11 protein-coding genes and 2 pseudogenes are annotated in these 11148 nt (G+C 71.3%); 7 read left to right on the forward strand and 6 right to left on the reverse strand.

Annotated features, from left to right (window positions below):
• Positions 1-89 precede the first annotated feature (89 nt).
• The gene (locus ACZ4YL_RS36835) at positions 90-1256 is read right to left on the reverse strand and encodes an alanine--tRNA ligase-related protein (RefSeq protein WP_468122454.1); all 1167 of its coding nucleotides are present in this window, start codon (positions 1254-1256) and stop codon (positions 90-92) included.
• Positions 1257-1680: 424 nt separating this feature from the next.
• Here ACZ4YL_RS36835 and ACZ4YL_RS36840 point away from each other — a divergent pair, with 424 nt between their 5' ends.
• Complete coding sequence (locus ACZ4YL_RS36840) at positions 1681-2178, forward strand: GNAT family N-acetyltransferase (protein WP_468122456.1); 498 nt, start codon at positions 1681-1683, stop codon at positions 2176-2178.
• A gap of 36 nt (positions 2179-2214) precedes the next feature.
• On the opposite strand, the pseudogene ACZ4YL_RS36845 reads toward ACZ4YL_RS36840, so the two are convergent.
• Together ACZ4YL_RS36845 and ACZ4YL_RS36850 are read right to left on the reverse strand one after the other, a co-directional pair.
• Positions 2215-2346, reverse strand: a pseudogene (locus ACZ4YL_RS36845) (IS630 family transposase); the annotation flags it as partial.
• A 127-nt stretch (positions 2347-2473) separates the two neighbouring features.
• Positions 2474-3094: a dihydrofolate reductase family protein gene (locus tag ACZ4YL_RS36850; protein ID WP_468122458.1), complete on the reverse strand. Its 621-nt coding sequence runs from the start codon at positions 3092-3094 to the stop codon at positions 2474-2476.
• Between the two features lie 261 nt (positions 3095-3355).
• On the opposite strand from ACZ4YL_RS36850, the gene ACZ4YL_RS36855 reads away from it, so the two are divergent.
• The 3 genes and pseudogenes from ACZ4YL_RS36855 to ACZ4YL_RS36865 form a co-directional block, all read left to right on the forward strand.
• Positions 3356-4060, forward strand: a complete 705-nt coding sequence (locus ACZ4YL_RS36855) for a DUF2716 domain-containing protein (RefSeq protein ID WP_468122460.1) — start codon at positions 3356-3358, stop codon at positions 4058-4060.
• A 133-nt stretch (positions 4061-4193) separates the two neighbouring features.
• Positions 4194-4760 carry an HPP family protein gene (locus ACZ4YL_RS36860; protein ID WP_468122462.1) on the forward strand — a complete coding sequence of 189 codons (567 nt, stop codon included), beginning with the start codon at positions 4194-4196 and terminating at the stop codon, positions 4758-4760.
• A gap of 14 nt (positions 4761-4774) precedes the next feature.
• A pseudogene (locus tag ACZ4YL_RS36865) lies at positions 4775-4886 on the forward strand (DUF4097 family beta strand repeat-containing protein); the annotation flags it as partial.
• A gap of 1 nt (position 4887) precedes the next feature.
• Here the strand turns inward: ACZ4YL_RS36865 and ACZ4YL_RS36870 are convergent.
• Positions 4888-5190: a hypothetical protein gene (locus ACZ4YL_RS36870; protein WP_468122464.1), complete on the reverse strand. Its 303-nt coding sequence runs from the start codon at positions 5188-5190 to the stop codon at positions 4888-4890.
• A 282-nt stretch (positions 5191-5472) separates the two neighbouring features.
• Between ACZ4YL_RS36870 and ACZ4YL_RS36875 the strand changes: the two genes are divergently transcribed.
• Positions 5473-6222, forward strand: a complete 750-nt coding sequence (locus tag ACZ4YL_RS36875; protein WP_468122466.1) for a hypothetical protein — start codon at positions 5473-5475, stop codon at positions 6220-6222.
• Here ACZ4YL_RS36875 and ACZ4YL_RS36880 read toward each other — a convergent pair.
• Entirely contained in the window at positions 6164-8368 is a 2205-nt protein-coding gene (locus ACZ4YL_RS36880) for a tetratricopeptide repeat protein (protein ID WP_468122468.1), read from the reverse strand. The two genes, ACZ4YL_RS36875 and ACZ4YL_RS36880, sit on opposite strands and share 59 nt — an antisense overlap.
• Before the next feature lie 13 nt (positions 8369-8381).
• Complete coding sequence (locus ACZ4YL_RS36885) at positions 8382-8801, reverse strand: RIP homotypic interaction motif-containing protein (protein WP_468122470.1); 420 nt, start codon at positions 8799-8801, stop codon at positions 8382-8384.
• A 382-nt stretch (positions 8802-9183) separates the two neighbouring features.
• Between ACZ4YL_RS36885 and ACZ4YL_RS36890 the strand changes: the two genes are divergently transcribed.
• Both ACZ4YL_RS36890 and ACZ4YL_RS36895 read left to right on the forward strand, forming a co-directional pair.
• Positions 9184-10398 carry a cytochrome P450, cyclodipeptide synthase-associated gene (locus ACZ4YL_RS36890; protein WP_468122472.1) on the forward strand — a complete coding sequence of 405 codons (1215 nt, stop codon included), beginning with the start codon at positions 9184-9186 and terminating at the stop codon, positions 10396-10398.
• A gap of 215 nt (positions 10399-10613) precedes the next feature.
• Entirely contained in the window at positions 10614-11006 is a 393-nt protein-coding gene (locus tag ACZ4YL_RS36895) for a nuclear transport factor 2 family protein (protein WP_468122474.1), read from the forward strand.
• Positions 11007-11148 lie beyond the last annotated feature (142 nt).

Here is an 11148-nt window from a genome sequence, read left to right on the forward strand (position 1 = left end):
CCCCGCCAGGCCCACCCGGCCCACCAGCACGCCGCTCGGGGCGATCAGGCACGACAGCGCGCTGACGCGCCCGGCCGCTCCCCACGTCGTCACTCCTGCAGCAGGCTCGTCACCAGCTCGCGCGGCAGCCCATGGGTGTCGTGGAGGTAGTGGAAGTCCTCCTGGGTCAGCGGGCCCCGGAACCGGGGGCGGGCGAGTACCTGCCGCCCGCGTTCCAGGAGCCGGCGGAACCGGCGCTCCTCCTCGCGCAGGATCCGGCGCACGTCGCCCGGGCTCACGTCCTGCCGGAAGCGGTCCAGGGTATGCCGGACCAGTTCGTCCGGCAGGTCCTCGATGCCACGCGAGGCGTCCTCCCGCCACAGCACGGTGAGCATCCGCCGCACCAGGCGCCGCAGCACGTAGCCCTGCCCGGTGTTGGCCGGGCGCACGCCGTCGCCGAGTACCACGACGGCCGAACGCAGGTGGTCGCAGACCACGCGCAGCGACCGTTCGTCCAGGGGCCACAGGTCCGGTACGAGGCTGCGCCAGGGGTCGAAGGCGTCGCACTCGAACACGGACGGCTTGCCCTGGAGCAGGGAGGCGAGCCGCTCCAGGCCGAGGCCGGTGTCCACGTTGCGCTGGGGAAGGGGCACCAGGGAACCGTCGTCGAGTCGGCGGTGGGTCATCGTCACGTGGTTCCACACCTCCACCCAGCGGTCGTCGCGGGTGGGCGTCGACTCGGGCGGGCCGTCGCCGCTCCACAGGAAGATCTCCGAGTCGGGACCGCAGGGTCCGACGGGCCCGTTGGACCACCAGTTGTCCTCCACGGTGAGTTCGACGGGGACGCCGAGCTTCTGCCACAGCTCCAGGGAGGCGGTGTCCGGCCCGGTCCGGTCGTCGCCGGCGTGGACGGTGGCGTACAGCCGGCCGGGATCCACGCCCAGCCCCTCGGTGAGGAGCCCGTATCCCCAGTCGAGACTGAGCGGGCCTTCGTAGTCGCCCAGCGACCAGGTGCCGAGCATTTCGAAGACCGTCAGGTGGGTGGCGTCGCCGACCTCCTCCAGGTCCGTGGTGCGCAGACAGCGCTGGACGTTGACCAGGCGCCTGCCCAGCGGGTGGGGGCGGCCCTCCAGGTACGGGGTGAGCGGGTGCATGCCGGAGGTGGTGAAGAGTACGGGGTCGCCGGGCGGTGGCAGCAGCGTCGAGCCGACGATACGGCGGTGCCCGCGCTCCTCGAAGTACTCGACGAACGTTGTGACCAGCTGCTCGGTATTCATGGGGTGACTCCTTCGCGTCGAGCGGGAGAGGCACCGGAGAACGGGACCGTGCAGTCTCCGACCGGGGGCAAGGGCGCCACGGCACAACCGACGGACCGTTGTCCGGTCGCCGGGGAGAGGGGAAGGTCAGGCGGCGGCAACCGGCGAGCTGGTCGCTCGCGCGGTCGCGGTGGTGCTGGGGCCGGTGACGTTCATGCGGCCCACGATAATGCGAACCCGCCGCCGGCGCTGGGGTATTTTCGCGCCGGCGGCGGGGGTGGGAAGCTAGTGCCGTGACCGGATAGGTTCACCGAGGTCTCGTGGTCTGCGGGTCCGCGAGTCACCGCTGCTCCCCGGTTTCGGTTGGTCGCAGGGCTGAACGACCTCGTTTGCATGGTGGTAATCAACTTGCTGCCCGCCCCGGCGGGCGGGCAGGGTCTGGATCATGCTTGAACTACGCACTTTGGAATCAGACGACTGGCCCTTTTGGCGGGAGTTGCGACTGGCCGCGCTTGCTGAGGCGCCCTACGCGTTCGGATCGACACTGGCCCAGTGGCAGGGCTCCGGCGACCGAGAGGAACGCTGGCGTGCCCGCCTGTCGATTCCTGGCGCGCACGATCTCGTCGCGCTCCTCGACGGCCTTCCGGTGGGCATAGCCAGCGGAGTGCCGGGCGAGGGAGCAGAGAACGTGGAGTTGATCTCGATGTGGGTCAACCCCACGGCTCGGGGCAAGGGCGTGGGTGACTACCTGATCCAGGCGATCGAGCTGTGGGCGGCGGAGCGCGGTGCCACGACGCTGCGGTTGTCCGTCATGCCGGACAACCGCAAGGCAACCGCGCTCTATGAGCGGCACGGTTTCACGGACACGGGTGAGCCCGGCGATCTTCTGCCCGATGGCGTTGGCAGGGAGCGAGTCATGGCGAAGAGCCTGGCCGCTGTCTGATCTCCACATCCGGGCAGGGCGGGATCCCTCACTTGGTCAGGCTGCGGCGGCGAGGGGGCGTCCGCCCCAGCGAATGCCCCTCTCACTGCGGATGCGGGCGCGTTCGCGGCGCTGTGCGGCCAGGACGTCGGGGTGGCGGGGGTTCTGGTTGCGCCAGCGCAGAGCTGGTCGGCATGCTTCAGGCACCACCGGAATCCACCGCCGACCAGCCCGACCAGACTGCCAGCCACCCCCGCGATCACGAAGGAGCGGCCGGACCGCCGCCGACCGGAACGAACACGGCACGGGGTCTCGCTCACTGCTGGTGCTGGGGCAGGTAGGTCTTGGCGTCCTCGTACGTCCGCTCCCCGGGTGCGCTGGCCACGGCGTAGAAGAGGTTCAGCACACCGGTCCGGAAGGTCTCGGCGGACACCAGTTCCAGCGGGATCGACGGCGCGTCCTCCTCGAACAGGCGCATGCCGTTGCGGACGGCGATCGGGTGCAGGAGGAGGTTCAGTTCGTCCAGGAGCCCGGCGGCCACCAGTTGACGTACGACGGAGACCGAGCCGCTGATCCAGACGGGTGTGTCCGCGTCCGGCTCGTTCTTCAGCGCGGCGACCGCTGTGGTGAGGTCGCCGACGAGCAGTTCGGAGTTCCGCCAGGTGAAGTCCTTCGGGCTGTTCGACACCACGATTTTGCGGGCGTCACCGAGCACCTCGGCGAACGGGGCGTCCTCCCCGCCGGCTGCTTCCCGGTCCGGCCAGGCGCCCGCGAAGCTGTCGTAGGTCCGGCGCCCGAGCAGCAAGGTGTCGGCCCTGCCGAGGGTCGCGTCGACGGCCGCGCCCATCTCCTCGTTGAAGTAGGGGAAGTGCCACTGATCGGGCGCCTCGACGACACCGTCGAGCGAGATGAACAGCTGCGCCTTGATCTTCCTCATACCGGTCTCCGGGAGCTGGTGGTCGGTCCGTCCGCGTACGGCCCCATCCAAGGGCACGCGACAGCCGCACGCCGTACGACTCCCCGGCAGGGGCGGATACGGCTTCGGCGCAGGGAGCGGCGGCGGCGTTCGTGTGGCCGAGCGGCCGCGCCGCATGTCACGCGGATCGGTGTCGCCGCGCCCCTCCCCGGACGGCGTGCCTTCGGACGGCCCGACGGCGGGGACGGCCTCGTCGTCGCGGCCGCCTGGGCTTACGCAGACGTGGGCCCCTTCGCCCTCGTCGGCGGCCTGACCGACGACGATGCGGACTTCGTCAGGGCCTGTACCGACCTTTGGCGCGTACAGAACCTGCTCGGGCAGCCCCTCCTCGCCGAGGCCGAAGGCCCGCTGCGCGAAAGTCTGCTGGGGGCCGGCTTCACGGAGGTCACCACCGTTCGCTCCTACCACTGGCGCCCAACGGGCACCCCCGAGAGCACCCGCCCCGCGCAGTTCCTCGACTGGCTCCACGACGACGGTCCGCTGTGGGACCGTTTCTGCGCGGACTTCGGCTTCAAGCCGAGCACCACCTACCGGCCCGCGATCACCGAACCCGTTCCCTCCGCCGTCTGGCACCTGCACGCCCACCACCGGCCGGTCCCGGACGTCCCCGGGCGGATCGACGCGATCGTCCGGCGCGGGCTGCTCACCGCCACCGAGCCCGGGGAGTTCGTGTACTGGCTCGACTGGCAACACGACGGCTACCGCTACGACCCCCGCCGCACCGACGCTTTGGGACGGCCGCCCCGCCCCGGTCTGGGCACCTACCCCGACGGCGACTACTACCTCCACGTCACCGACGACCTGCGCCTTGGCACCTTCGGCCACCCCTGGGAACAGACGCTGACCGTCTGGGGACCCACACTGCTGGCCGCCGTCGAGACGGAACTGACCGAGCTGCTCGGAGAACCGATCAGGCGCCGCACCTGACGGCCGCGCCGTCGCACGAAGGAGGCGTTGTAGGCCGGTGACAGATCAGCGGTGCAGGGTGGCTGACGGTGCGGCCTTCCCGTCGCTCCGCCGACCCGCCGACCCGTGTACCGCCGTGCCAGGAGCCGCCCTCGTGAACGCTGACTCCCTGCTGCCCCACCGGCACGCGCCCGGCCCCCCGACGCCTCGCGAGGACGTACCGCTCCCGAGGTGGCGCGGGCGCCGGCACCCCTCCCGGCACGGCGCGGCAGCGGCCCTCCACGGCGTCGGCGCGGTCACCGCCGTCCTGTTCGTGCTCGCGGCCATCGGGGCGGTGATCGGCGAACCGGTGCTCATACCGTCCCTTGCCGCCAGTGCCGGAGTCCTGCACAGCACGCCCACCCTGCCCATGGCCCAGCCCCGGAGCGTCGTCGTCGCGCACCTGCTGGGCGCCGGAGCCGGGTACGTGGTCCTCGCCCTGTGGCAGAGCGGCCCCTGGAGCGCGGCGCTGGCCGGGGGGCTGACGTTCGCCGCCACCACCCTCGCCCGGACCCCGCACTCGCCCGCCTGCGCCACCGCAGTAGTCGTCGTGCTGCAGGCCCCGGCACCTGCGCGGTTCGTCCCCCTGCTGCTCGGCGCCACCGTGGTCCTCGTCCTCGCCGGTTTCGCGGCGTCCCGCGTACGCCGTGGAGCAGCCCGGTACCCCGTCCGCTGGTGGTAGCGGCGGCGCGACGGTCCGGATCCGTCGAGATCACCGTCCGGCTGCCCCGCCGACTCCCACGTCGACGCGAAGACCGCGGCCGCCGAACTGCGGGGCACCGGACGCCTCGGTGACGTCACCTTCGAGGTCATCGGGGCAGGAAACCGGAGATCCTCGCCAGTGAGACGACCAGGCTGAGGTGGGTGACGACCAGGAACACCCACTCCATGGGACCCATACGCCACCGGCTGCGGGCTGTCAGCCGCCATGCGTACCCCACGGAGCCGACGGCGAGCACGAACAACGGCGCCCAGAGGACGGCCCGCCAGGACCAGACGTCGCCCAGGTGGAGCACGAGTGACAGCACAGCGAACAGCGCCACGGCCACTCCCCATCCCGGCTTCTTCTCCTCTTCCTTGACGGCGGACGGCAAGCCTGACGAGGCGTTCAAGGCAGGTCCTCTCGGGTCCACTGGGGGAACGACCACAGGGAGTGCCGCACACGCGACCACGGTCGCCCCCATGTTCGAACACGGCTTACCTTAACCTCAGTTGAAGCGCCTCGGCCGGGTCGACCTCGGCGAGCCGCGGCCCTTTCCCGACTGATCGGCGGGTCGTCCGGAGGGGCTCGAACCGCCTCTTCCGGGAGCCGATGCGGATAGGCTCGGCCTCCCCTGAAGGTGAGCCGGGCCGGTGAGCGACCGGGATCCGGGGTCACCGGAGATGAGGTTCCGATGAACGGTCCCGGGCATCCCGTCGACGTCGATCTCACCTTCGGCGGCGTGGTCAACCGCGCGGCCCTCCACTGCATCGGGCGCAGCCGTGGTGTGTTCGGCGACGGGGACATATCCGCGGTGCTCGACGCCACCGCCGAAGTTCCCGCAGGCATGGACATCTCCCTCCTCTCCTACGTGGCGCTCACGGGGCAGCCGTCGATGAGCCGCGTACTCGGCGACGCCGTCAACCCCTTCATGGGGACGGGCGGTGTCTATACGGCATGCCGGACACTGGACTTGGGCCCGCACGGCCGGCTCACGACGGACTATCGGGTGGAGCACGTCGCCCCGGGCCGCCTCCGGGCCGTGTTCGACGTGCGTGGCAGTGTCGATGTGCCCCGCCTCGTCTCCATCGCCCCGACCGTCGAAACGTGGACGCCGACCGGCCCGGGGAGGATCGACGGACAGTTCACCATGGTCTGGAGTGCCGCGGACGGCAGTCAGGTCCAGGGGCTGGCGGCGACGTCCTACCGCTTGCCCACCGAGGAAACCATTCCGGGGCAGCAGTTCAGGACGATCCGCATCGGCATCGAATCCACGGCGAAGCGGCTGCACCAGAAGGAACACATCGCCTTGTTCACGGCCGAGCTCCTGGACCAGTTGCTCGGTTCGGCTCCGGAGTCGGCTGCCGTTCCCCGTCCCGCGCACCTCATGTCTGCCGCTCCTCGTCTGCGGACTGCCGCCCATGGGCCAGTTGCCGGCGGGTGACCAGCGTGTCCGGGTGCTCAGGGCCCAGCACCCTGAGCCGCTCGGCGAGTACGAACTCGAAGTCGCGCAGCGCTCCCACCCGGTCCCCCGCCCGTCCGCGCCAGTACGCGAGGTTGTGGCGCGTGGCCAGCGTGTGGGGATGGTCCGGGCCCAACACCCTCAGACAGTCGGACAGTACCGACTCGAACCCCGCCACGGCCCCGTCGGCATCGTCCACCTCTCCTTGCCAGTAGGCAAGGTTGTGCCTGGTGACCAGGGTGTCGGGGTGATCCGGACCGAGCACGCGGAGCCGGTCTGCCAGCACCGATCCGAGCTCCACCACGCCGCCCGCCACGTCCCCGGCCTTCGCCCGCCACCTGGCCGCGCTGTGGCGGGTGGCGAGCGTGTCGGGGTGGTCGGGGCCCAGTACCCGGATCCGGTCGGCAAGGACCGATCCGAAGGCGACCACGGCGCCCGCCGCGTCTCCCGCCCGCCCCCGCCAGAACGCCTGGAGGTGGCGGGTGGTGAGGGTGTCCGGGTGGTTCGGGCCCAGTACTCGGTTCCGGTCCACGAGCACGGATCCGAGCTCCGTCACCGCTCCCGTCGCGTCCCCGGATTCCCCCTGCCAGTGCGCCAGTGCGTGACGCACAGTCAGCAGGTCGGCGTGGGCCGGCCCGTGCCGGAGTTCGGCCTGCCGGCGCAGTTCCCGGAAGTGGCGTACGGCGTCCGCGAGCAGACCGGCTTCGCCGAGCGAGCGGCCGGCCCGGAGGAGCACCGGGTGCACGCCCGCATTCCAGAGGATGTCGCCGGAAAACTGCTGGAGGGCCGCGGTATTGGAGCGGAGGGAGGCGGCGAGTGCGGTGTCGGACTCCACCGCCGCCCAGATGTCGTGGATCCCTCGCGCGAGGACTTCGGCGTGCAGGCCAAGACGTCGGGCTGTGAGCGTGTCGCGAGTGGCGCGCTGCACGAGAGCGTGCACCCGGACCGCGCGTGCGGGCTGCCCGGCGCCCAGGACGGCCAGGCTCAGGCGGTGCAGGCAGCCCAGCGCGTCTTCGGCCTCGTCCGGCGTGATCTCCCGGCCGGTGAGGGTGGAGAGGTGGGCACACACGGCGTCGCCGGCGAGGAGGACTGCGGGGATGCCTGCGGGATCCAGCAGCGCGGCCATCTCCAGAAGGGGCCGCGCGAGCCCGCGCGGTGTCAACGCGTCGGCCCGTTCGACCGAGAGCGACCAGGTGGCCGCCACGGTGGACCGGTGCTCGTCCGGGAGCTCCCGGCTTTCCGGCAGCACCGCCGCCAGGGTGCGACGGCGATCCGCCAGGCGGGCCCGGTAGGCGGCGACCGTCAGGAGGGGCTTGTCGGCGATGAACGCCGCCGCCTGCGCCACGGCGAGGGGAAGATGACCCAGGTCCGCGGCCAGTGCTCTCAGTTCGGCCTCCTCCTCTTCGACGGGAAGCTTGGCCCGAAGGTAGGCCAGCGACTCTTCCGGCTCGAACACATCGACCTCGATCACTCGGCGGTCGGAGCGGGCCAGGGCCGCGTCGCGGCGCCGCGTGGTGACCACGACCTGACCGGTTTCGGTGGTCGGCGGCCACAGCTCACGGAGGTCGGCCGGGTCCTGCAGGTCGTCCAGCGTGATCAGCCATCGCCGCCGGGTGGCGCCCAGCCACGACAGGAGCGCGGGGGCCGCGCGTTCGGCCTCCGTGTGCTCGACACCGACGAGCAGTTGGGAGGCGGCGTCCGCGTAGGCGCTGACGATCGCGCCGCGCGAGGTCGCAACCACCCAGATCACGACATCCACCGCTGCATCGGGCCAGGTCCGGCGGGCGTGGCGGGCCGCCAACTGGGTCTTCCCCACACCCCCCAGGCCGGAGAACAGCACCGTCGTGGCGGGCCGGGCCACTGGGCCGCCTCCGTCGGCAAGGGCTTCCCGCACCCTGATGTCGACCGCACGGCCTTGGTAGCAGTCGGCCGCCTGTGGCAGGACACCCACCCGCACGGGCCACTCGACATCCCTTCGGGGTGGATGCAGGTGCAGCACGTTGCCGTCGCCGACCTGAACGCCCACCCCGTCGCGGATGTCGACCGAGGCGCGGGGGACCGTACCTCCGCCACCCGTCGCCGGTCCGGCCCCGCCGGGAGGCGTGCCGGCAGAGCCGCCCGCTGCCATCGGCTCTCCTGCCCTACTCGGACAGGTGCAGAGTCATCGAGTTGTGATCCCCCACCTGCACGCCCTGACTGTCCCGTACGTCGACCCGGTACTTGGCCGCGGCTGCACCGGGGAGGCCCACGAGCGCCAGGAACTTCCTCGCCTCGTCGACGAGAGCGGCATCGGCTCCGGCCCCGGCCGAGGCCAACGCGGCCACCAGCTCGCTCCGGTGGGCCGCCGGGTCACTCATCAGCTCGTCGAGTCTCTCGGCACCCGCTTCGCCCGCGTTCCGACCCTCGCCGTCCGGGCCTGAGCCGGTGCGGCGCAGCAGCCGGGCCGTCATCGCCTTCAGCCCCGCGTGGGAATCCCTGACCGCCTGCGTCGCCGTCTCCGTCAGCCCGACGGCCGCGCCCGCGGTGAGAGCGGTGACCACCAGTTCAATCGCGTCCACCACACCGACCACGATCCTTCCCGCCGGCCGGTCCCGACATCGGCCCGACCTGATGCGCCCTGATCCGCCGTGAACACAGTATCCGCAGGAGCAAGCACAGCGACAGCGGGCGGTATCGGGCCGACCTGGCGCCGAGGGTTGCGGATCTTGCGCCGGTTTCCGCCCAATGGTCGGGTGGGAAGCCGCCCCAACCAGCGCAACCCATGCCGCCGTTCGCTCGTCTTGCAGGCCGGACGGCCTGCTTGCCCGCTCTCTCGCGAATCCGAGGGGCACAGGCGGCGTCCCGGCCGGAACCCCCTCCGGCCAGGACCGGGGCGCGCGCTTCACCGACCCCGGCTCTTGTCCCCCCACGCATTGCGCAGTTCGAGAGGTCATCACCGTGCCCGTGGCCGACACCGGTTTCAGCGTCCTGTCCGAGGACTTCGCCGCCGCCCCCCACCGCTCCTTCGCACAGCTGCGGGAGCGGGCTCCGGTGCACTACGAACCGGCGATCGACAGCTACTTCCTCTCCCGCTACGAGGACGTGAAGCGGGTACTGACCGACCATGAGGCGTTCACCACCGAGACGCTGCAGGTGCGCGCCGAGCCGGTGATGCGCGGTCCGGTCCTCGCGCAGATGACCGGGGCCGAACACACCGCCAAACGAAGAATCGTCGTCCGGGCCTTCACCGGCCCGGCACTCCAGGACCAGATGCACGCCATCCAGGCCAACGCCGCCGAACTCGTGGCCCCCTTCCTCGCCCGGGGCCGGATGGATCTGGTCAACGACTTCGGCAAGCCCTTCGCCATCCACGTGACGCTCGACGTCCTGGGCCTGGACCGAAGGGACTGGCAGCAGGTGGCCGCCTGGCACAGCGGTGTGGCCGAGTTCATCACCAGCCTCACCCTCACCCCCGAACGCCGCCGCCACTGCATGGACTGCGCCGAGCAGCTGGAGGCCTATCTCCTCCCCGTCATCGAACAGCGGCGCCGCCACCCCGGCGACGACCTGATATCGAAGTTGTGCACCGCCGAGTTCGACGGCATCGCCATGAGCGATCGCGATGTCACCGCGCTGATCATCAACGTCCTCGCCGCCTCCGCCGAGCCCGCGGACAAGACACTGGCCCTGCTCTTCAAGCACCTGATCGACCACCCCGAGCAGCTGGCACAGGTCCGCCGGGACCCGGACCTGCTGGCCGCCGCGATCGCCGAGACCCTGCGCTACACCCCGCCGGTCCAGCTCATTCCCCGCCAGGCGGAGGAGGACAGCGTGTTCGCCGGGACCACCGTCCCGGCGGGCGCCACCGTCTTCTGCATGATCGGCGCGGCCAACCGCGACCCGGACGCCTTCACCGCCCCGGACACCTTCGACATCCACCGCCCGGACCTGGGCACCGCCCGCTCCTTCACCGCGGCCGCGCAGCACCTCTCCTTCGGTACCGGACTCCACCAGTGCGTCGGTACGGCCTTCGCACGCGCCGAGATCGAGACCGTCGCCGCGATGCTCCTGCCCCTGCTCGACCAGGTCCGCTACAGCCCCGGCTTCCGGTACGAGGAGGCCGGCCTGTACACCCGGGGCCCGCTCTCGCTGTCGCTGGACTTCACCCCCGTCCGCTGAAGCGGCACCGGCCGTGACCGTCGTAGATGACCGACGTACATGACCGGCGTCCGTCCCCCGCCCGGCATTCCCGGCCTCCCCCGCTTTCCCGGCCTCTCTCCCTCCCCTCCCCCGCTTTCCCGGGCATCCCGGCTTCCCCCGGGCACCGTCCTCCGCGGCTCCAGGAGCCCGGACCTCCCCCGTACACCCCCCACTCTCATCAGGCGAAGACGACCATGACATCGACCGACATCACCCGAGCCATCGACGACCTGCTGTTCACCCCGGGCCTCGACCTCACCGAAGCCATCGACCGGCACTTCACCCCCGACTACCGCCAGCGCACCAACGGCGTGTGGAGTGACCGGACCTCGTTCACCGAGCACATGACGCGCCTGCGCTCCCTGATCCGCAGCGGGCACATCGAGGTCCACGACGAACTCCGCGACGGAGCGCGCTACGCCGACCGGCACACCGTCACCCTCGTCCACGACGACGGCCACACCTCCCGCACCGAGGTCTACCTCTTCGCCGAGCTGGCCCCCGACGGCCGCTTCCGGCGCGTCGAAGAGACCACCCTCCTGGTCACCGGTCAACCCGACGACGGGAATCTCGGTCTCATCAGGTGACATGAACGGGCCCTGGGGGGGGGGGGGGGGGGGGGGGGGGGGGGGGGGTGAGGGGGGGGGGGGAGGGGGGGGTGGGGGGGGGGGGGGGGGAAGACAAGAGAGACGGAGCAAGGGGCACAAGGCGAAAGAACAAACCACACCA

Source organism: Streptomyces sp. NPDC030021, assembly GCF_055574035.1.

Bases quoted from the DNA above. Each gene is read 5' to 3' on its own strand.
- ACZ4YL_RS36835 (WP_468122454.1), bottom strand. From the start codon at position 1,256: ATGAATACCGAGCAGCTGGTCACAACGTTCGTCGAGTACTTCGAGGAG.
- ACZ4YL_RS36840 (WP_468122456.1), top strand. From the start codon at position 1,681: ATGCTTGAACTACGCACTTTGGAATCAGACGACTGGCCCTTTTGGCGG.
- ACZ4YL_RS36850 (WP_468122458.1), bottom strand. From the start codon at position 3,094: ATGAGGAAGATCAAGGCGCAGCTGTTCATCTCGCTCGACGGTGTCGTC.
- ACZ4YL_RS36875 (WP_468122466.1), top strand. From the start codon at position 5,473: ATGAACGGTCCCGGGCATCCCGTCGACGTCGATCTCACCTTCGGCGGC.
- ACZ4YL_RS36880 (WP_468122468.1), bottom strand. From the start codon at position 8,368: ATGGCAGCGGGCGGCTCTGCCGGCACGCCTCCCGGCGGGGCCGGACCG.
- ACZ4YL_RS36895 (WP_468122474.1), top strand. From the start codon at position 10,614: ATGACATCGACCGACATCACCCGAGCCATCGACGACCTGCTGTTCACC.